This is a genomic window from Microcoleus pseudofavosus SVA1_A4, from assembly GCF_036700565.1.
In the GTDB taxonomy this organism is placed as follows: Bacteria; Cyanobacteriota; Cyanobacteriia; order Cyanobacteriales; family Microcoleaceae; genus Microcoleus.
The window spans coordinates 1-18,376 of the sequence record NZ_JAUBPE010000088.1 but is presented as its reverse complement, the minus strand read 5'-3'; the positions used below and the strand labels follow the sequence as shown (position 1 = coordinate 18,376).

Sequence of the window (18,376 nt, the reverse complement as noted above, 5' to 3'; positions counted from 1 at the left end):
CAAGCAAACAAGCGCCCCTAGCTTTTACTAGAGACGCTTTCGATCGCTTGTTTTTTTCAGAGCGACTGGCTGGCACCAGAAACGCTCGTTAATTTCCCATTTTTACGGTCTGTGTACAGACCAAGGAGTTTATATGTCTGATTTTAGCACCAACCAAGTCATTCTGGTTTCTACGGCTCCAACTGATTCGGCAACACCGCCTGAAACTGGAGGTTTCATGCCTTTACTGATGTACGGGGGAGTTGCAGTAGCCGTGATTTTTGCGATGGCTTACTTTTCCCAAACTTTGCTCAACTCAATTACTCAGTTGACCAAAACCCTGAACAAAAAACACAAATAATCACTGGTTCCCTGGTTCCCCGGCTCTGCCTGGGAACCGATATCCAGAGACTCTGCCTCGCAAGTCTCAGACTCGCGGGAGGCGGAGCCTCCAAATCTACGTCCCCAGGCAGAGCCTAGGAACAAGAAAAAATCTGAAAAATATTCCTTAAGACTTGTTACAATACACAAAACTTCATACTTTCCCCAACACTGGATGACCTTTTTCAACGCCTCCGAACCCCTAATCCGCTGCAAACAGGAACATCTCGACGTACAAGACCGCGAAGGCCTGTTGCAACTCCGCTGGCAAATTGGAAATATTACTCTTTTCTCAGGACTTTATACCCGCATCGACCAAACTTTTCTGCTTTGGGGTTTGGTAACAGGGGGGATTTTTTTCACTGCTCAGTTTGTCCCGCTCAGTTGGAGCTTTCAGGCGATTCTGTGGTCAACAGTGACTCTAATTGGCACTGCGGGAATGGCTGTTTTGACTTTGTTTTGGGTAAGAGTCGAGCGAGTTAGCTGGATTCTTTACTCTTGGGCGATTTTGATGATTGCTGGTTTGGTTCTGACGGATTGCAGTATTTTTGCCGGTTGGGGAGGTTTGTTGCTGCACCTTTGCGATTTGTGGTTGGGATTGAGCGCGATCGGCTATTTTTGTACTGGATGCGGTTTGCGATCGCGCACTTTTCTCCTGATCGGACTAACTCATTTATTTAGCATCCCTCTACTAACATTAGTTGCACCTTGGCAATATCTAACCACAGGCATAATTATGGCCGGCTGTTTGTTGTTATTGTCAGAATTGCAGTGGGATATGCGATCGCCGATCGACAATACTTTGCTAAGCGAAGAACAGAAAGAATTTAACCGAATTCAACAGCAACTGCGGCAGAGCGGCGCGATTGTATCCAAATAAATCAAAAATGTAAAGAATTCTGTACAACAGCTAACACTTTCCACAAATCCAACACAATAGAAAGATACAGCATCAATAAAAAACAAACTTTAACCAGAACAGGTGTTTTGCTGTTTTACCTGTGAATCGCCAACTTTAGGAGAACGGTGTCCGGGAGGCGACTGGCTAACAATGCTGTACTTGCGACGATAAAAGTTGATTCCGGTTGACAGTAGTTGTTGAAATCAAAAAGTGGTGCAGGGTTTTTACCGTTTCCCCTGCTTCGCAGTCTCCGAGGAGAGGCTAAACCCTCTACCAGAACAGCCTGACGAGATTGGCACAGGTTTTGACAGTTGCTCAGGCGGATTTTTGAGTTCAGTGTTTAAGAAAATTGAGAAAATGCTCGCTTAGGAGCCTTGCAGGACTTACTATTAAACAAGTCCTGCTTTATGGTGGGAAATTTAAATTATGTTTTTCTCAGGCGTGCGTTTTCGCAAAATCTCTCGCACTTCCATGATAATCTGTCCCAACATATTTTTGCCGCTGCCATCTTTCCCGCAACCCCAATAGTAATCTCCCGGTGCATTTTCGACTATTTCCTCATCGCCAGTAGCGAGTAAAGTTTCTCTAATTTCGGCATGAGTTTCAAATTTGCGGAGTACAGCTTTTCGCATGATATCATCTTTGACTTGTTCCCAATCTTTGCGGAGGGGACGAGAGCGATCGCGTCCCATTTTTGCTGCATCTTTCGGCGTTTTTGCTTGGCGAATTTGGTCGCAGTGAGCCGTTGAGGGAAACTTTTGTGCTTGAAAATAATGCTCGCTAGTTTGCCAATATTCTCCGTCTAACTCGAATCCATGACTGGAAAAATTAGAAAAACAGCCATAAGGTTCTTCTCTGTTGGTATAAAAGTAAATCGTCATTTGAAATATAGCGGGGTTGGAATTATATCAGATACTATAATTATAACATTGATTTTTAATTCAATTGTGATATAATTGTACTAAGCGTACTATTCTGCCATTGAGCGATCGCACTCAATAGCCGTAACTTCCGCATAAATTATGCAGTTTGTCGGGGAGTATACTTAAAAATAAAAACAGGGTTAGTAGTAAAAATGAGTTTACCCACGCCAAGAGGTCGTCAAAAAGAAGTCCTCTACCTACCAGCACAAGGACACCTCGCAATTTTAGGAACTGCGGGCAGTGGCAAGACAACGCTAGCCATTTTGCGGGCTGCTTATCTTGCCAATCCTAAAACCGAGCATTATGGCAAAACGCTTTTAGTGACATATAATAACACTTTAGTTTCTTACTTAAAACGTCTTAAAGACCCTCAACTTGATAAGGTTGTCATAGAAAATTATCACAAATTTGCTAGAGGTTATCTTGCATCTCGTGGTAAGTTATCGAGTAATTCGATTCTTAGTGACCCCGACCGGCGCGAGCAGTTAATTAATCAAGCGGTGGCTACAATATCACAAAAGTATGGGATAAATTCTATATTTATCAATCCTTTGCAAGTCTTTTCAGAAGAAATTCGCTGGATAGCGCAGCACGGTATTACTAGATTGGAAGCTTATAAAGACTTTCAGACTGTCGGAGGTGTTGGCACTCGCATAGAATATAAAGATCGAGAGCCAATGTTTGAAATATACCAAACTTATTGCAAGCTGCGCCAACAATCGGGTATGCAGTATGACTGGGATAATTTAGCTAGCGCTGTTTGTGCAGAATTAGAGACTGATGGCTCACCGCGTCGCTACCGACACATTATAATTGATGAAGGGCAAGATTTTTCTCCACAAATGATTCGCTCTTTAGCTAAAGCTATTCCTCCCAACGGTTCGCTGACATTTTTGGGAGATGTTGCGCAACAAATTTACGGACATCGTATGTCCTGGCGAGATGCAGGATTAAGTATCGAAAAAATATGGGAATTTAAAGAAAACTACAGGAATACCAAACAAATTGCCCAGTTAGGTCTAGCAATTTCACAAATGCCATACTTCAGGGAGGTACCTGATATCGTGGAACCTGTTTCGCCAATTGCTGACGGGCCGAAGCCGACTCTTGTTAAACATTCCTCTATCGAGCAGGAAATCGAATTTGTTGTTCAACAGGCTTTACAAATAGCAAGGACACAGAGTGTGGCTATTTTGGTACGCGATCGTCGTTATTTAAATAGGATTACTCCACGTCTTAAGAGAAGTGTCAATCTTGATGAAGAGATCAGAGCATGGAAGCCACAACAGGGTATCCAATATTACGGCACTTATCATTCAGCAAAAGGACTTGAGTTCGATACAGTTATATTGCCATTTTGCGACAATGAACTGTTGCCAGATCCAGAAGCAGTAAGAGCTTTTGGCGAGCCGGATGCAATGGATCAAGCTGGACGTTTACTGTATGTTGGAGTTACCAGAGCGAAAACCCGTTTGATCCTAACCTATAGCGGAGAAATTACGCGCCTTATGCCAACTGATATAAGTCTTTACGAAAGGGTACTGCCATGATAGAACAGATTAAGCAAGAGGTAGAACTTCGAGGAATAACGCGGCTTTGTCACTTTACTCCGTCGCGCAACCTGGGGCATATTTTGACTGGAATAACTGGAATTTTAGCAACAAAAAAGTTACAGAAAGATGAACGCAGTGTTTTTACGCCAACAGACCTTGAGCGACTAGATAGGCATGAGGAATATATCTGTTGTTCAATTGAATATCCCAATGCCTGGTATTTCGACATAGCGAAATCAAAAGATGAATTGTTTAAAGATTGGGTAATCTTGTTTATCAACCCTAAGTACCTCTGGTTATCCGGTACTCGCTTCTGTCCGCGAAATGCTGCATCGGGTTATGGGAGGAGTGTTGCAGAAGGTAAGGAGGCGTTCTTATCCATGTTTGCTCAATCTGTTTCAGGGGCTGGTAACAGAACTTTCCCCCGTTCTAATACTCATTTAGTTTGCTGTCCTACAGATAACCAAGCTGAAGTTTTAATACCCGACCAAATTGGAACGGCGGATATTTTGGCGATCGCAGTGCCAACTGAAACGCAGGCAAAAAACGAAGCTGTACGCCTTAGCATTCTCGGTGAACCGGGAGATAGATTCAATTTTGTAATTGCACCAACCCTGTTTGACAAACAGATTTTGAGCAATTCTATTCGCTCGGGTAAGCGACCCATAGAAAAAGATTGGATACTGAGGAATGAAATATGAACAACGATAACCGCTACAACCTAAATAGGATTTCGCTAATAGCTAAAGGACAAGGTGCATTTCTTGGTGCAGCAGTTGGCGATGCACTGGGATGGCCGCAGGAACCAGAAGCAAAGAGAGCTGATAAGAAGAATGCTTTTTCTGCTGAATCTCCAGTAAATGAATTTCAACAATGGGTGCGGAAATCAGGGGGTCAATATTACCCACATGAAGAAGTCATTCTGGCAGGAGAGTATAGTGACGATACGCAATTGATTTTATGCACTGCTAGAAGTTTGCTGCACGGCGATCAGTGGTGGCATCACTTTACCAAACGGGAGTTACCCACCTGGACTCGTTACGAACGGGGAGGTGGTGGAGCGACAAAAAGAGCAGCACAGAAATGGCTTGCCGGACAACAGCCTTGGTTTTCTATTGAAAAGGATAAAAAGCAGTATTTTGAGGCTGGCGGTAATGGGGTGGCGATGCGAATTATGCCGCACTGTTTGTTGGGTGCAACCGACACAGATTTTGGAAATATTGCTAAAAATATCGTTGCTAATGGTGTCTGCACGCACGGTCATCCTAGAGCTTTAGTTGGGGCACTTGCTTACGGTTTCGCTGTCTGGGTTGCCTTTCAAAATACAGGTACTCTCCCATACGGTGCAATTATCGAAAAGGTACTGTCTGGAGTTGACTCTTGGTCGCTGCTGCCAGATTTAGATAATATTTGCCCAAGTTGGAGGTCTTCTGCTTTTGAGGTAAGTGGCGGACAGTATGAGGAGTATTGGCAAAATACAGTTAGAGAAATGCTGCAATTCCTCGAACTATGCCAAAAGGGAATGAAGCAAGGAGCGCTGCCTGTTGAAAGAGAGATTCTTGCTAAACTTGGCTGCTTTGAAAAAAGAATGAAGGGTGCTGGAACAGTAACTGCTGCTGCTTCGATATTCCTGGCGTCACGTTTTGCAGTAGAGCCGTTTCACGGTATTCTAGAAGCCGGGTTTGCTAGCGGTGCTGATACGGATACTATTGCATCTATGACGGGGGGAATTCTTGGTGCTGTGGCGGGGATTGAATGGTTGGGAAATCATACAGAACAAGTTCAGGATGCTGCCTATATCAGGAATTTAGGAGAACGTTTAGCTCAAAAGGAAGTCTTTGATAAAAGTCAGCTTTCAGATATCGCCAAGACGGGAAAAGCACATCTTGATTCCCTAATAGAAAAACTAGAAGCCTCGAAAATCGGCGATATTTTCCTATTTCTCGATGGCAGGCAAGCAAAAATATCTGATTACCGAAAGCATCAATCTTTATCTCAAACGACAGTAGCAGTTTCTTGGAAATTAACTGCTACTGACGGTCAATCTTTGTATGTTAAGAAAGTTTCACGTTCAAAAACTGAAATATCTCATATAGAGGTTTCTACTAAAGAAATAGATGAAAGAGGAGCGGAAAAAATTAATGTCATGAATATGGTAGTGAAGCTGCGGGTTCACGATTTAGAGAAAGCGCGGATATTTTATGAAAATATTTTAGGATTAAGAGTAGAAAAAAACTCAAATTCTTTGGTAAAATTTGGCAACATTGTTTTAGTCCCATTAGAGCCACATAAAAAAACAGAAATGTCATCAGATAATCGGACTTCAAACATCATGAGGTCAACTATCTGTATAGAAGTTGAATGTTTAGACGTGGTTTACAAGAATGTACGCCAATTTGGAGCGAAAATTTTAAAAGATATTTCTGAGCAGAAAGGATGGCGTCGATTCACCTGTTTCGATCCTGATGGTAATGCTGTTGAAATAGATCAGCTAATCTGTTAATCCTGTGGATTACATACTTGAAACCTTATTAAACCCGGCAATAGTTAGGCAGGCACACTATATATAGTGTGCCAAAAAGGGCGTTTCTCGTTCAAACTTTATGCCTCCGATTTTAACCGTCATAAAAATCTCGATCGACTGTCAGTTTTACCTCTCTGGATTATCCACTATCTTCAACCGCACATCAATATTTTCAATATGGGAACCGATGTAAGACAGCAGGGCGTAAATGAATACGAGCACCCCCACCATTTCCAAAATTTCCTCAACAGAAGCCATCAAACCGTAGATCAAGTTTCGCTGACCTGCCACATCTGCATAATAGCCACAAACCATTTCCATGCCAAGCGCTCCACCGACATATATACTGCCTGCCAAGAGAAAAAAATTCCTTGTTCTCAGGGGTAGGTGCAGGAGAAACTTGAGATAAGCCAGCCCAGTAACCACAACAAAAATCGCCCCCGGAATTACCCAAATGAAGTAAAAAAATCCTCCTAAATGCAGTGCCTTTCGCAAGTCGTTAATAATTAATATTTCGTGCAGGCTCAATATTTCATCTAAAGATAAAAATACAAAGATAAACCCCAGCGCTTTCCAGTGTCGAAAATACCGATCGCCCTGCTTCTTCTTAGCAGTAGCAATAATACCTAGCAAAATCGCGCAAAACAGCAAAGTAAATGACGAGTACCACGAAGGATAATTTATTTCTGCGTCTAAATCAAACAAACTAATCCAGCGTTCGCGATAGTTAAAACCGTACCGCAGAACTTTTACGGTGCAACCAGCAACAGCAAAGAAGAGCACCCAAATGCTGAGAGAGAAGGCAACTCTCTTCGGCGAAGCAGAAATAATGAATTTCATCAAGTTTGTGATAAACTAGAACAAGCAAAATCAAACTATAAAGTAAAAAGTAAAAAATCGCAAGAGCGGCGCAATCCGCCCCCTAGGATTTTTCTGTACAAAAAATCACCGATCGCTGACAATGTACCTTCAAATTGAAACCTTCACTGTCCGCAAGCGGTTTGCCCTTACCATCAGCCGCGGTACAACAGCCCAAAGTACGAATGTATGGGTAAAATTAGCACACGAAGGCATCGAAGGTTGGGGAGAAGCATCGCCCTTTTCCACAGGTTCTCGACCCCAAACTACCGAAATGCTGTTAGCCGCATTGCAGGAAGTTGCACCGCTGCTAGAAAAGTTTACTCCCTTCGATCGCCAAAAAATCGAACAAGTATTAACTATTGTCAACTTACCCTCAGCCGCCCGCGCCGGCATCGACATGGCAATGCACGACTGGCTGGGCAAAAAAGCAGGCTTGCCGCTGTGGAAAATGTGGGGATTAGATCGATCGCGCATCGTCCCCACCTCCGTCACAATCGGCATTAATTCGCCGTCTGGTGCAAGAGAAAGAGTGCGCGACTGGTTTGGTAAAGATGCGACAGATCCAGCAAGCATCAAATACCGCGCCGTTAAGGTTAAATTAGGAAATCCAGAAGGAATAGAAGCCGACAAAGCTATGTTAATAGCAGTGCTAGACGAAGCCCCAGCTAACATTCAAATCAGTGTAGATGCTAACGGCGGTTGGAGTTTGAGCAGGGCGATCGAAATGTGTCACTGGCTAGAAAAATATAACATAAATTATATCGAACAGCCACTTTCACCAGTCGCGGATATGGATGAATTCTCAGAACTGTACCGTAAATCGCCCTTACCCATCTTTGCTGATGAAAGTTGCTTTAATAGTTCCGACATACCCAAGTTAGCGTACTGCGTCCACGGCATTAATATCAAAATGATGAAGTCAGGCGGATTGACTGAAGCGATGCGGATGATTCACGCAGCAAGAGCTTGTGGTTTGCAAGTAATGTTCGGCTGCTATTCAGATAGCGCGATCGCAAATACAGCAGCAGCACAACTTTCACCGCTAGCTGACTATTTAGATTTGGACAGTCACTTAAATTTATTAGACGATCCTTTCACCGGTGCGATCGTAGAAAATGGGTGTTTGATGCCAAACGGGCGATCGGGATTGGGAGTGCAGCGAATTGACATTGTAGAATAGAAGTATCGCTCAAAATAAATCTGGAGATACTATGATGCCAGTAGAATCAATAGGACAGGGAATTGATAGAGAAGCAAAGCTTTTCTTTGAAGAACACAAGCCGCCGACTGATTTAATTTTTGATGATGGTGCAGAAATGGAAAGCAACCGCCACCGTATAGCAATGACCGTTTTAATCCGTTCCGCAGAACAAGGTTTAGCTAACCGGAACGATTTTTTTGTCGGTGGTAATATGTTTATTTATTACAGCGTTAAACAGGTTCGCAATCAGGATTTCCGAGGCCCGGATTTTTTCGCTGTGTTGGGTGTTGACAGCAATACTTCCCGACAAGGTTGGGTAGTTTGGGATGAAAATGGACGTTACCCGGATATCATTTTGGAACTGCTGTCACCATCAACTGCTAGTCAGGATATAGGCAAAAAAAAGGATATTTACGAGCAGGTTTTTAGAACGCCTGATTACTTTGTTTTCGATCCTTTCGATCCGAATTCTTTGCAAGGATGGCGTTTAGATGCCACCCTGCGCTATCAGCCGTTAGTGCCCGACGAGCGAGGTTGGCTGTGGTGCGAAACGTTAGGTTTTTGGTTGGGTACTTGGGAAGGAATTGTCGATCGAGAAACAGCAACTTGGGTGCGTTTTTTCGATGAATCTGGCAATTTAGTTTTGTTGCCGGAGGAAGCCGCTCAACAGCAAGCCGAAGCCGCTCAACAGCAAGCCGAAGCCGCTCAACAGCAAGCCGAAGCCGCTCAACAACAAGCGGAACAGGAACGCCAGCGAGCCTCGCGACTAGAGGCCAGATTGCGAGAATTGGGAGAAGATCCGAATGCTTTGAACGAGTAATCGCAAATCACAGCTAATACCCAATCGATTTTAGATTTTAGATTGAAGCTAAAATCTAAAATCCGCCTATCAAAAGTGAACCAATGACTAAAAACTATCCGCTCAAAAATGGCAAAGTTGCCATCCTGCTGCACGAGGGAATTCTCGGCCATTCCGGCAAAACAGGTTTAGCATTTTTGCGCTACAGCGAAGCACAAATTGTAGCAGTAATAGACCGCCAATGTGCCGGACAATCTTTGGCTGAATTAACTCGCATTCCCCAGCAAGTGCCGATAGTTGCTTCTGTAGCAGAAGCGCTGCAATTTTCGCCGGATATTCTGCTAATTGGTATCGCTACTCCCGGCGGTTTTTTGCCGCCAGAATGGCTGCCAGAAATTAATCAAGCGGTAGCAGCAGGTTTGTCAGTTGTCAACGGTTTGCACGCGAAACTTGCACCTTTGATAACAGTTCCGTTAACCGAAAATCAATGGATTTGGGACGTGCGTCAGGAACCGGAAAACATAGGGGCGATCGCCTCTGCTGCTGCTGCTCAATTAAGCTGCCGCCGCATATTAACTGTCGGCACAGATATGAGCGTCGGCAAAATGTCAACCAGTCTGGAACTCAATCGCACTTGCTTGCGGCGGGGTTTGCGTTCCAAATTTTTGGCAACAGGACAAACGGGTTTAATGATAGCAGGAGAAGGCATTCCTTTGGATGCAGTGCGAGTTGATTTCGCCGCTGGTGCTGTCGAACAAATGGTGATTAAATTGGGTTCTGAATGCGATATCCTGCACGTAGAAGGGCAAGGTTCGCTATTGCATCCGGGTTCGACGGCGACTCTGCCGCTGTTGCGGGGTTCGCAGCCAACTCACTTAATTTTAGCGCACCGAGCCGGACAAACTAACATTCGCCATCACCCGCACGTATCGATTCCCAAATTATCAAAAGTGGTTGAATTGTACGAAATATTTACCGCTGCTGCCGGTGCTTTTGCAGGGGGAAAAGTGAGCGCGATCGCCCTCAATACTCATCACTTAAATGAGGCCGATGCGCTGTTAGCAATAGCTGAAGTTCAAGCAGAAACGGGATTGCCTTGTACCGATCCCGTAAGGTTTGGTGCGGAGGTTTTGTGGGAGGCGATCGACAATTAGTATGCTACAATAAATTTCAATTGAAGATGCAAAGCCATGACACAATCAATTCAAGCAAAAACACTGACTCTGCACGATGTCAAAACAAAATTTAACTTCCAACTTTGTGAAGACGAGCAATTCTTCCGGGAGTGGATGGACGATTTACCAGAAATTACACATGAAGAAAAGCGATATCTTGACAAAGTAAAGGCTGGCTATACTAACAGTGCCGACCACTCCATGATAGAAGATACCGTAAAAATGGTGGTACTTGCTCCCTTGCTATTTTTAGCAGATTTATACCTGAATCCCTTTCATATAGAGGCAGAAAAATCGGTGGAACTTATCACCGTGGATGAAGGTATACTTGTCAGGGGAAGTATTGATGTTCTGCTTTTAATTGAATTTTTTTGGGTAGTTGCGATCGAAGCGAAGCGAGCGCAATATTCCGTTGAAGCTGGACTTCCTCAGTTACTATTTTATATGCTGAATGACCCCAGTCCAGAACAAGTAACTTTTGGGCTTCTGACAAATGGCAGCAGTTTTAGATTTATCAAAGTGACCACACGAGATATACCGCAGTATGCCGTCTCTAAACTTTTCGATATTGCGAATCCCAGAAACGAACTTTACGAAGTATTTCGCATTTTGAAGCGATTATCTAGTATGATTTCCAGTTACAGCACTTTTACTTGAAGGCACAATATGGAACTAGATTCTGAAAATAACAATAAATTCAGTAAAGCTCACTTTGACTTTAACAATTTGCCCCAACTCACCAACCCTTGGCGACAGCTAAATCTGCAAGGAGTAGCTTTAGGTTTGATTCGCTTGCCTGCTGGCGATGGCTACACATTTACTCACAGCCACGCAGAACAAGAAGAAGTTTATATTGTAGTTGAAGGCAAAGGCCTGATGGTTGTAGATGGGGAACTATTGACACTTGAGGGCGGCGATATTGTCAGAGTTTCGCCCGCAGCAAAGAGAGCATTAAAAGCTGCTGAAAATACAGCCTTGTTTGTTATCTGTACAGGAGGATGGGCTGCAGGTTATCCCAAGCAGCCCAACGCGCGCTATCTGATAGATGATGGAATTCCCGATTATGACGATGTTCCGCCTTGGTATGAGGGAAATCCCCAAATTGCCGAGAGAAATGCGCGGTTAAAAGAAAGGATGTTGAAAGCTCAAGCCAAACGAGACAGTCAACAGGAATCACAATGAATGAAATTTTTTTTTCGTTGCCGCCACAATGCGCCATCCGCCCGGCCTGTGCTCAAGATATGAGGTCAATTAGAATGTTAGTGTGGAGCGCCAAACTCGATCCAACTCAGTTGCGCTGGGAGCAATTCTGGGTCATCGAATGCGAGGGAAAATTGGCAGCTTGCGGACAGTTGCGGAACTTTGCGGGCGCGCAGGAATTGGGCAGTTTGGTGGTGGCGAAGGATTGGCGCGATCGAGGTTTGGGAAGCTACCTCACAAAATATTTAATTCAACAAGCTACAGAACCGCTATATTTAGAATGTTTGGGAAAGCGACTCGCATCATTTTATACTCGCTTTGGCTTCGTAGAAGTTTCCGTACAAGAATTGCCGCAGTCGCTTAAATTCAAGTTCGGTTTGTCTCAATTAGCTAAAACTTTATTCAAAATTCCTGTAACAATTATGCAGTATCAAGCAGGTTTTCTATAATTATGACTTTTATGAATTTAAGATTCTGAATTTATGAATGGATTTTAAGTTCGACCTGTTCAATAATTGGATAACAGGGTGCGATCGAGCTGCATCGAGCGAAAACTCCTACCGCGTCGCGATATCTGCGTCAGTCTAGCCCTTGTAGGGACACGGCAGTGCCGTGTCCCTACGGCCCTCGCTCACTGCAAACCTATAAGTCACGAACTGGATATGTACGGATATTCCGGATTGGGCGATCGACAGTGCGTAAGCTCAGAATTCACATATCGCGGTAGTCCACTTTGCTAAATTGGCACAGCTAATAGCCCGATTAGGAGGCTAAAACCATTGTAAAATCGTTGTTGGTGAATTTCCAAGTGTCCTGTGCCAATACCAGACCCGGAAAGTGGACGGGCGATCGCACCAAAGACATTCGATTCCTGGCAAATTAGTAAGTGTAAAGCAAGTGAGTCACAACCCAATCAAAAAATTAAACCCAAAAATTAAACATCTTCACAGGAGCCGTAATGCGGAATCAGACAATCTCTAATGTAGCTAACAACATCTACCCTTGAGGCAAATCCTACCAACGGTTCAACCACTAAATCCTTAATTAAAGAGTTCTGAATTACCGATTTAGACTCCCTGAAACCGCTTCTCCAATCCCTTCAACCTTTCAAAAATTATTGGCCTTTTATCCTGATAAAACGAGGGAACACCAGAACAATGAAATATCAGGGCAATCAATCAATCTTAACTGAGGAAATGCAGCCTCTCAAATAGCATAAACAGACAATTACACATCCATATATTTTAACACAACAGGAGTAAATATCATGTTCAACGTAGTAAAAGCTTTCGGCTCGATTTTCTCCACCCAAGGATACAGCACAGCTAACAATATGCTAATCAAAAATTACATCAACACCAATTTCCACTACTTCAACGAAGAAGCAGTCGTCGATGAATCGATTTACCCGAATCAAACAGGTCGCGTCCGCTTCCAAGGTAGCTGGTGGCCCGCACGGTGCGATCGCCAAATCACCCTCACACCGGGAGACACCGTTTATGTCATCGGCGTTGACAACATCACTCTGTTAGTTTCCCTCGCTCCCGCAGACTAAATCAGAGCATGAACAACCTGGTAATCAATTTCAACCAGGAAATGCTACTTTTCAAAGAACACAAACTAGGCGATTAAACTTCGATATATATTAACACAAAAGGAGTCAATAAAATGTTTAACGTAGTAAAAGCTTTCGGTTCTATTTTTTCTCCTCACACCTACAGCACAGCAAACAATATGTTAATCGACAACTACATCAACACCAATTTCCACTACTTCAACGAAGAAGCAGTCGTCGATGAATCGATTTACCCGAATCAAACAGGTCGCGTCCGCTTCCAAGGTAGCTGGTGGCCCGCACGGTGCGATCGCCAAATCACCCTAACACCGGGAGACACCGTTTATGTCATCGGTGTTGACAACATCACTCTGTTAGTTTCCCTCGCTCCTGCCGACTAAACGAGAAAGTAATCTCAACTTTTTCACTGTCAGAGCCCCGACTTATTCAAGAAGTCGGGGCTCTGACTATTCTGTTTTTTAGTGGCAATTTGGCTGAAATACCCCCTTTATTTCTTAGCCCGCGGAGGCGGGCTTTGTTTCTGTAGTAGCGGTTTCAACCGCCGAATTATAGCTACAATAAAATGGCATTTTTGAGAGCTTGTTTGTTGAGGCGATCGCCCATTTGAGATTCGGTACTTTCCGAGCTTCCTGCTGCTTTTTCTGATGCTTTAGCGATCGGCGGTAGTGGTTCGAGCAGTTTGGCTTGAGCTTCCTGAATTGAAGGGTAATTTTCAGCCCAGGATGAAATCGCTTCTGAAAGGACATCGTTCTCATCGAATAAGGGTTCAATTAGCTGGGCTAGTTCGGTTAATTGTTCGGCCGAGAAGAGCGATCGCTGCTGAGTTAATAGTTCGACAAATGAGTCGATCTTTTGTTCGGGGAGTGACATCGATTCCCGTTGGATTTTGTTAATTGTTTGGCGAACAAATTCGAGAGACAAATCTAATAATTGCGCGATCGTCTCTAAATTTATCCCCAACCCTATCGTGCGACGAATGGCTTCTAACTTCGCCTGCCGCTCACCTTGTTCGAGTCCTTCTTCTAAGCCTTCTTGCTTGACTTCCTGGTAAAATCTAGTTTGTCTGAGTTCGCTTAAATTCAACATGGCGGCAATTTCCTAGCGGCTTTTCTGGGGGAGTTTGTAGACGATAATTGTTTCGATGAGGTTAATTAAATCGCGTAGAACGGTTGGATCGGACAACTGTTGTCGGGCCATTGCGATCGACTGGCGTGCTTGTTCTGCTGCTGTCTCTGCTGGCTCGATTACCAGTTTAACAACTTTCACTCCCAGCGATCGATCTGCGGCTTCTGGCAATTCATCGAGGTAAATCCGTTGGACGCGCTGACTGGTTAAGAGTTCCTGAAATTGCAGCATCTGTTCGTGTTCGATGCGACGATTGGGATAGATGACAACCACGCGCCAAGGATTGAGGGGTTTGTATTGTCGCAGATAGAGAAAGAGTTCGCCAAAGATGCGGTAGTACAAGTCGGCATCGGGTTGAAACTGAACTTCAGCTAAGTAAAATGGTTTTTCAGGTTCTTCGGTTTTGGGGAGAAATAACCCGTCGATGCGGAATGCGAGTTGTTTGATTTCGCGGGAGGTGAATTCATAGGCGGCGGCTTCGTCTGGGGAACGATCGATCAGTTCAAAGAAGAAGCGGGGAAATTCCTGAAACAGGCTGTAGAAAATGGTGTCTGTTTTCATGAGTTGTCGATGCGAATCGAAGATGGGTACTATACCGTGCCAAGAGAGAACTATGACACAAGAACCGATTTTTGAAGAAAGCAGTGGCAACGTATTCGCTGACCTCGGTCTGAAGGATGCAGATGAACTTTTTATGCGAGGCAAAATAGGGATTCAAGTAATTCGTATCCTGAAACAACGCAACTTAAAACAGCGCGAAATTAGTCAACTTCTTGGCATTCCACAGTCAGAAGTATCTCATTTAATGAACGGAGAGTTTCAACGGCTTAGTGAGGGCAAAATACTGATTTTCCTCAAGCGACTCGATCCAGAAATTACATGATGTCATCTACCAGTACCGTTCCTCCTTCGCAAAAATCAATACTAAGGTGATAGTCTTCTAGAAGTGCTGTCCCGATGAGAGGACGACGACCCATTGCTAAAACTGGAATCACTCGCTCCACCCCATTCCAAAGGATCGTGCCTTGATGAACGTTGGTTACGATGCGGGAGTTGTCAGCCAAATTTGCATTAATTGGTGCAACGTAAGGTAACTGAAGCTCTGCAACTACAGTAGGTGGCAAAGTTAAGAACCCTTCAAAACCTGTATCAATAACGCATTCGATTTCTATTTCTGCACGTCCCGGAGGGTAGAGAATAATTCCCATGCGTGCTTGAAGCCCAACAACTATTCCATTAATCACAATGCTGTCCTAACCAATGTTCCACCTATTGCATATACAGCATCATAACCGATGCGCTCCGCCCAAGTAATGGCATTAGGCTGTTTGGCTTGCAGGCGATGACAAGCTGCTAGCAAATCTTTGTCAATCTCATATTGACCAGTATTGAGATCGATGGCGATGATTTTACCGATATTCTCTGTTGTTTCAATATGGGTGCGGATGCGTTGTTGGTAGATATCTTTGCCGCGCTGAGCGATTTCTTCGCGGCTAAGGGTGGGATGAGTCATAAAAGTAAGTTCCTGGCTAAAGTTCCTCGGCTGCTTTCTCCATCCTAGTGCAAAATCGAAATTCTGAAGCAGCTTTAGCGTCAGGATGAGAATTACTTCGATCGTAACAAACGGGCGATCGCTCGATAGTTTGAGGAGCGATCGCACCTACAAATCGCGAGACTAATTTAACTTTTGCTCCTTGGTAGACTTAACTGGAGTATGAGGAAGCGATCGCCTCGTGATGGCGGCCTCTCGATCGGATTGCTGGCGATCGCGCAAACGCGGATTTGTTTGTCATTAGTCTGTTTCAGTCGGATCATCTTTCTGCAATGTTGTCAGGCCTAGAAAGCACAGCTTGAGCAGAAACAGTAACCCGCCTGCTGTTGGATCGCACAAGGTCGCAAAGCCAACCACTGCAAATTCGATTACTTTCAGCCATTTCTTTTTGTTGGATTTAGACATTAGAATCACCTTTTTTTAATGCTTAAATCCATTGGAACAATTAGAATTCAGAGTTATTTAAACTGACTTAACTGACTTACGCTGATTTAACCTGACTTAGACTGGCTTCGGACAAAAAAAGTAGCTAAACTATCTGTGTAGCCTTTCCTCATTTGCTCGTAATGCCCTTTCCTCGTGACTTCTTGACCAAAATTGCTGAAACTGCTTGCCCGAAAAAGTTGACTGACCGAGAGATAGCTGTTTTTTTGCTGCTATTTGGTCAAGATAAAAATAAGGTACAAATTGCCAATGAGCTTGATACAACTGAAACCGTTGTTAGTACCCGACTAACAGGGGTTTACAAAAAGTTTGGAATCAACGATCCGGGTCCTGTTAAAGAAAGGGAGTTACGGCGCTATTTAGAGGAGCAGCAGAAACGTAAACCAGTGACTTCACTGTCAGATATGCCTTTGGAGAGCGTCAAAGATCCTGTTGATGCCTTGGTTCAGCAGGTGCGATCGCGCCTTTTGCCTTTCATCACTGCCCCACATAGCATCATCGGCACAATGCGGATGTTCTCAGTGAGTCAACCTGTGCCAGTGGACAAAATTTACATTGACTTGAATGTGTTAGAGCAAGTCAGTTCTTCACGTCATTTTTCTAACTGGCGGGGCGAATATGAACCAGGTAATCGCCAGGATTTCGATCGCCTGAGTTTGAGTCAGGTTAAACAGAAAGGAGTGGAGGCAATCTCAGTCATCAAAGACTACGCCAAATTGTTGGTGTTAGGTAAACCTGGAGCAGGAAAAACAACATTTCTTAAATCATTGGCAGTAAAGTGCATTCAGCCAGAGGAAAATTTTTTCGCTGATTTAGTACCGCTGTTTGTTACGTTGCCAGAGTTTGCAAAAAGGGCGCACGAAACGTCGTGGGATCTGTTGGATTATTTGGCTGAAGCATTATCCAAGCAATCGAACGGGTGCGATGCCAATGTCAAAGAGATTTTAGTGCAGGGAAGATCGTTAGTATTGCTTGATGGTTTGGATGAAGTGCCTTCAGACGATATGGAAAAGGTAATTGACGCGGTACGAGATTTTGTTGGATACCGAAACAACCGATTGGTCATTACCTGCCGAACCCAGAGCCAAAAAGAGCTAGAAGGTTTTACGGATGTCGAAGTCGATAACTTTACGCCTGAACAAGTAGATCGATTCGTGGAAAATTGGTTCAAGATAGTCGATTCAGGTGCTCAGGCATCCCTTGCACCTCAATTACAGCAGCAACTTCGAGCAGCAGAGAACAAAACTATTGCAGAACTAACCGTTACACCCGTACTGTTAAATTTGATTTGTGCAGTTTTTCGGGATGAACAAGGCAACCTACCTAAAAAGCGTTCTCAGCTTTATGAAAAAGGCATACGTCAGTTATTGGAGCGACTGAAACGAATGCCCAGCGATCGGAAATTAACCATTGACATCAAAGAGGAGTTTTTGGCAGAGTTAGCAGTAATGTTATTTGAGAAAAATGACTATTTCCCTGAAGAACAAACTCTAGAAAAATTCATTGGTAACTATTTTGGAGTTGAACGTTCTACTGCCAGAAACATTATGAAAATATTCGAGACAGAAACCGGATTACTGATCGAGCGCTCGGCAGGCTATTGGTCATTTTCACACCTGACGTTTCAAGAGTATTTAGTAGCGAAGTGGTTTTGCGATCGGGCTGATTGCCAAGGTTTAGCCAATCACATTACAGAGAAACGCTGGCGGGAAGTCTTTTTGCTAGCCACAGGTATGATGGATCGGGCTGATGATTTAGTGCAGTTGATGAAGCAAAACATTGATTTGCTGTTAGTAAAACATAATAAAGTTCATAAATTTCTTGCATGGGTAAATCATAAAACCTGCTGTGTTAAAAATACTTATAATCCGGCGGCAAAAAGACTGCCGAGATTTCACTTTCGAGATGATTACCACGATATTGAATGTAAAAAAGCAGCGATTCGTGCTTTCTATTATGAACTAGCACTAGCTCCTAATCATAATCATAATTTGGCTGTTTCTTTATATAGAAATCTAATTTCTAAATTTTCTAACAATTTTGGTCTTCACGGAGAGCCAGAACATAGACTTTCCAGTGAATTCGAGCTTTCCTGTGTCATAGAGCCCAATACGGTTCAGTTAAGGCTCAAATAATGGTAAATTAGGTATGGTGTCCAAAAATGGAGAGCAAGTAAGGTGCA

The 18,376-nt window shown here is 43.8% G+C and carries 22 protein-coding genes; 15 read left to right on the top strand and 7 right to left on the bottom strand.

From position 1 onward, the window contains the following. The first annotated feature begins 133 nt into the window (after window positions 1–133). Entirely contained in the window at window positions 134–340 is a 207-nt protein-coding gene (locus QUA02_RS28300) for a hypothetical protein (protein ID WP_333032811.1), read from the top strand. A gap of 195 nt (window positions 341–535) precedes the next feature. Then, entirely contained in the window at window positions 536–1,240 is a 705-nt protein-coding gene (locus tag QUA02_RS28295) for a hypothetical protein (protein WP_333032809.1), read from the top strand. Between the two features lie 440 nt (window positions 1,241–1,680). On the opposite strand, the gene ybiA is transcribed toward QUA02_RS28295, so the two are convergent. Then, a complete protein-coding gene (ybiA, locus tag QUA02_RS28290) occupies window positions 1,681–2,142 on the bottom strand; it encodes a riboflavin biosynthesis intermediates N-glycosidase (RefSeq protein ID WP_333032807.1) in 462 nt (153 codons plus the stop codon). 194 nt (window positions 2,143–2,336) lie between these two features. Between ybiA and QUA02_RS28285 the strand changes: the two genes are divergently transcribed. Genes QUA02_RS28285 through QUA02_RS28275 form a run of 3 tightly spaced genes read left to right on the top strand, consistent with a single transcriptional unit; the run spans window position 2,337 to window position 6,240 of the window. After that, window positions 2,337–3,734 carry a 3'-5' exonuclease gene (locus tag QUA02_RS28285; protein WP_333032806.1) on the top strand — a complete coding sequence of 466 codons (1,398 nt, stop codon included), beginning with the start codon at window positions 2,337–2,339 and terminating at the stop codon, window positions 3,732–3,734. Continuing rightward, entirely contained in the window at window positions 3,731–4,438 is a 708-nt protein-coding gene (locus tag QUA02_RS28280; protein ID WP_333032804.1) for a DarT ssDNA thymidine ADP-ribosyltransferase family protein, read from the top strand. The genes QUA02_RS28285 and QUA02_RS28280 overlap by 4 nt, the downstream gene beginning before the upstream one ends. Further along, window positions 4,435–6,240 carry an ADP-ribosylglycohydrolase family protein gene (locus QUA02_RS28275; RefSeq protein ID WP_333032802.1) on the top strand — a complete coding sequence of 602 codons (1,806 nt, stop codon included), beginning with the start codon at window positions 4,435–4,437 and terminating at the stop codon, window positions 6,238–6,240. Before QUA02_RS28280 ends, QUA02_RS28275 begins: the two co-directional genes overlap by 4 nt. A gap of 147 nt (window positions 6,241–6,387) precedes the next feature. Here QUA02_RS28275 and QUA02_RS28270 read toward each other — a convergent pair whose 3' ends face one another. Then, window positions 6,388–7,101 carry a DUF8692 domain-containing protein gene (locus tag QUA02_RS28270; protein ID WP_333032801.1) on the bottom strand — a complete coding sequence of 238 codons (714 nt, stop codon included), beginning with the start codon at window positions 7,099–7,101 and terminating at the stop codon, window positions 6,388–6,390. 121 nt (window positions 7,102–7,222) lie between these two features. Between QUA02_RS28270 and QUA02_RS28265 the strand changes: the two genes are divergently transcribed. The 8 genes from QUA02_RS28265 (at window position 7,223) to QUA02_RS28230 (ending at window position 13,453) form a co-directional block, all read left to right on the top strand. Next, the gene (locus QUA02_RS28265; protein WP_333032798.1) at window positions 7,223–8,302 is read left to right on the top strand and encodes a dipeptide epimerase; all 1,080 of its coding nucleotides are present in this window, start codon (window positions 7,223–7,225) and stop codon (window positions 8,300–8,302) included. Window positions 8,303–8,333: 31 nt separating this feature from the next. Next, window positions 8,334–9,143, top strand: coding sequence for a Uma2 family endonuclease (locus QUA02_RS28260; RefSeq protein WP_445305215.1), 810 nt, complete (start codon window positions 8,334–8,336; stop codon window positions 9,141–9,143). An 83-nt stretch (window positions 9,144–9,226) separates the two neighbouring features. Next, on the top strand, window positions 9,227–10,276 hold the full coding sequence (locus QUA02_RS28255; protein ID WP_333032797.1) for an N-acetyltransferase DgcN family protein: 1,050 nt from the start codon (window positions 9,227–9,229) through the stop codon (window positions 10,274–10,276). A gap of 36 nt (window positions 10,277–10,312) precedes the next feature. Then, window positions 10,313–10,954: a type I restriction endonuclease gene (locus tag QUA02_RS28250; RefSeq protein WP_333032795.1), complete on the top strand. Its 642-nt coding sequence runs from the start codon at window positions 10,313–10,315 to the stop codon at window positions 10,952–10,954. A 9-nt stretch (window positions 10,955–10,963) separates the two neighbouring features. Then, entirely contained in the window at window positions 10,964–11,479 is a 516-nt protein-coding gene (locus tag QUA02_RS28245) for a cupin domain-containing protein (RefSeq protein ID WP_333032792.1), read from the top strand. Beyond that, a complete protein-coding gene (locus QUA02_RS28240) occupies window positions 11,476–11,946 on the top strand; it encodes a GNAT family N-acetyltransferase (RefSeq protein ID WP_333032790.1) in 471 nt (156 codons plus the stop codon). The genes QUA02_RS28245 and QUA02_RS28240 overlap by 4 nt, the downstream gene beginning before the upstream one ends. A gap of 818 nt (window positions 11,947–12,764) precedes the next feature. After that, complete coding sequence (locus QUA02_RS28235) at window positions 12,765–13,052, top strand: NfeD family protein (RefSeq protein ID WP_333032788.1); 288 nt, start codon at window positions 12,765–12,767, stop codon at window positions 13,050–13,052. Between the two features lie 113 nt (window positions 13,053–13,165). Next, complete coding sequence (locus tag QUA02_RS28230) at window positions 13,166–13,453, top strand: NfeD family protein (RefSeq protein ID WP_333032786.1); 288 nt, start codon at window positions 13,166–13,168, stop codon at window positions 13,451–13,453. Window positions 13,454–13,625: 172 nt separating this feature from the next. Here the strand turns inward: QUA02_RS28230 and QUA02_RS28225 are convergent, their stop codons facing one another. Then, window positions 13,626–14,159, bottom strand: a complete 534-nt coding sequence (locus QUA02_RS28225; RefSeq protein WP_333032783.1) for an RpnC/YadD family protein — start codon at window positions 14,157–14,159, stop codon at window positions 13,626–13,628. A 12-nt stretch (window positions 14,160–14,171) separates the two neighbouring features. Continuing rightward, on the bottom strand, window positions 14,172–14,759 hold the full coding sequence (locus tag QUA02_RS28220; protein WP_333032782.1) for an Rpn family recombination-promoting nuclease/putative transposase: 588 nt from the start codon (window positions 14,757–14,759) through the stop codon (window positions 14,172–14,174). Between the two features lie 52 nt (window positions 14,760–14,811). Here QUA02_RS28220 and QUA02_RS28215 point away from each other — a divergent pair, with 52 nt between their 5' ends. Continuing rightward, on the top strand, window positions 14,812–15,081 hold the full coding sequence (locus QUA02_RS28215) for a helix-turn-helix domain-containing protein (protein ID WP_333032780.1): 270 nt from the start codon (window positions 14,812–14,814) through the stop codon (window positions 15,079–15,081). Here QUA02_RS28215 and QUA02_RS28210 read toward each other — a convergent pair. The 3 genes from QUA02_RS28210 to QUA02_RS28200 all read right to left on the bottom strand — a co-directional run bounded on the left by QUA02_RS28210 (window position 15,074) and on the right by QUA02_RS28200 (window position 16,155). Next, window positions 15,074–15,442 carry a clan AA aspartic protease gene (locus QUA02_RS28210; protein ID WP_333032779.1) on the bottom strand — a complete coding sequence of 123 codons (369 nt, stop codon included), beginning with the start codon at window positions 15,440–15,442 and terminating at the stop codon, window positions 15,074–15,076. The two genes, QUA02_RS28215 and QUA02_RS28210, sit on opposite strands and share 8 nt — an antisense overlap. Then, window positions 15,439–15,711 carry a hypothetical protein gene (locus QUA02_RS28205; protein WP_333032778.1) on the bottom strand — a complete coding sequence of 91 codons (273 nt, stop codon included), beginning with the start codon at window positions 15,709–15,711 and terminating at the stop codon, window positions 15,439–15,441. The genes QUA02_RS28210 and QUA02_RS28205 overlap by 4 nt, the downstream gene beginning before the upstream one ends. A gap of 279 nt (window positions 15,712–15,990) precedes the next feature. Then, window positions 15,991–16,155, bottom strand: coding sequence for a hypothetical protein (locus QUA02_RS28200; RefSeq protein WP_333032777.1), 165 nt, complete (start codon window positions 16,153–16,155; stop codon window positions 15,991–15,993). 161 nt (window positions 16,156–16,316) lie between these two features. Here QUA02_RS28200 and QUA02_RS28195 point away from each other — a divergent pair, with 161 nt between their 5' ends. Next, entirely contained in the window at window positions 16,317–18,329 is a 2,013-nt protein-coding gene (locus QUA02_RS28195) for an NACHT domain-containing protein (RefSeq protein ID WP_333032775.1), read from the top strand. Window positions 18,330–18,376: the final 47 nt, after the last annotated feature.

What these genes read in the sequence shown, in the direction of transcription:
- QUA02_RS28285 (WP_333032806.1), top strand. Translation starts at nt 2,337, where the DNA reads ATGAGTTTACCCACGCCAAGAGGTCGTCAAAAAGAAGTCCTCTACCTA.
- QUA02_RS28280 (WP_333032804.1), top strand. Translation starts at nt 3,731, where the DNA reads ATGATAGAACAGATTAAGCAAGAGGTAGAACTTCGAGGAATAACGCGG.
- QUA02_RS28250 (WP_333032795.1), top strand. Translation starts at nt 10,313, where the DNA reads ATGACACAATCAATTCAAGCAAAAACACTGACTCTGCACGATGTCAAA.
- QUA02_RS28245 (WP_333032792.1), top strand. Translation starts at nt 10,964, where the DNA reads ATGGAACTAGATTCTGAAAATAACAATAAATTCAGTAAAGCTCACTTT.
- QUA02_RS28270 (WP_333032801.1), bottom strand. Translation starts at nt 7,101, where the DNA reads ATGAAATTCATTATTTCTGCTTCGCCGAAGAGAGTTGCCTTCTCTCTC.
- QUA02_RS28260 (WP_445305215.1), top strand. Translation starts at nt 8,334, where the DNA reads ATGATGCCAGTAGAATCAATAGGACAGGGAATTGATAGAGAAGCAAAG.
- QUA02_RS28230 (WP_333032786.1), top strand. Translation starts at nt 13,166, where the DNA reads ATGTTTAACGTAGTAAAAGCTTTCGGTTCTATTTTTTCTCCTCACACC.
- QUA02_RS28275 (WP_333032802.1), top strand. Translation starts at nt 4,435, where the DNA reads ATGAACAACGATAACCGCTACAACCTAAATAGGATTTCGCTAATAGCT.
- QUA02_RS28265 (WP_333032798.1), top strand. Translation starts at nt 7,223, where the DNA reads ATGTACCTTCAAATTGAAACCTTCACTGTCCGCAAGCGGTTTGCCCTT.
- QUA02_RS28195 (WP_333032775.1), top strand. Translation starts at nt 16,317, where the DNA reads ATGCCCTTTCCTCGTGACTTCTTGACCAAAATTGCTGAAACTGCTTGC.
- QUA02_RS28205 (WP_333032778.1), bottom strand. Translation starts at nt 15,711, where the DNA reads ATGACTCATCCCACCCTTAGCCGCGAAGAAATCGCTCAGCGCGGCAAA.
- QUA02_RS28240 (WP_333032790.1), top strand. Translation starts at nt 11,476, where the DNA reads ATGAATGAAATTTTTTTTTCGTTGCCGCCACAATGCGCCATCCGCCCG.
- QUA02_RS28200 (WP_333032777.1), bottom strand. Translation starts at nt 16,155, where the DNA reads ATGTCTAAATCCAACAAAAAGAAATGGCTGAAAGTAATCGAATTTGCA.
- ybiA (WP_333032807.1), bottom strand. Translation starts at nt 2,142, where the DNA reads ATGACGATTTACTTTTATACCAACAGAGAAGAACCTTATGGCTGTTTT.
- QUA02_RS28215 (WP_333032780.1), top strand. Translation starts at nt 14,812, where the DNA reads ATGACACAAGAACCGATTTTTGAAGAAAGCAGTGGCAACGTATTCGCT.
- QUA02_RS28235 (WP_333032788.1), top strand. Translation starts at nt 12,765, where the DNA reads ATGTTCAACGTAGTAAAAGCTTTCGGCTCGATTTTCTCCACCCAAGGA.
- QUA02_RS28255 (WP_333032797.1), top strand. Translation starts at nt 9,227, where the DNA reads ATGACTAAAAACTATCCGCTCAAAAATGGCAAAGTTGCCATCCTGCTG.
- QUA02_RS28300 (WP_333032811.1), top strand. Translation starts at nt 134, where the DNA reads ATGTCTGATTTTAGCACCAACCAAGTCATTCTGGTTTCTACGGCTCCA.
- QUA02_RS28295 (WP_333032809.1), top strand. Translation starts at nt 536, where the DNA reads ATGACCTTTTTCAACGCCTCCGAACCCCTAATCCGCTGCAAACAGGAA.
- QUA02_RS28225 (WP_333032783.1), bottom strand. Translation starts at nt 14,159, where the DNA reads ATGTTGAATTTAAGCGAACTCAGACAAACTAGATTTTACCAGGAAGTC.
- QUA02_RS28220 (WP_333032782.1), bottom strand. Translation starts at nt 14,759, where the DNA reads ATGAAAACAGACACCATTTTCTACAGCCTGTTTCAGGAATTTCCCCGC.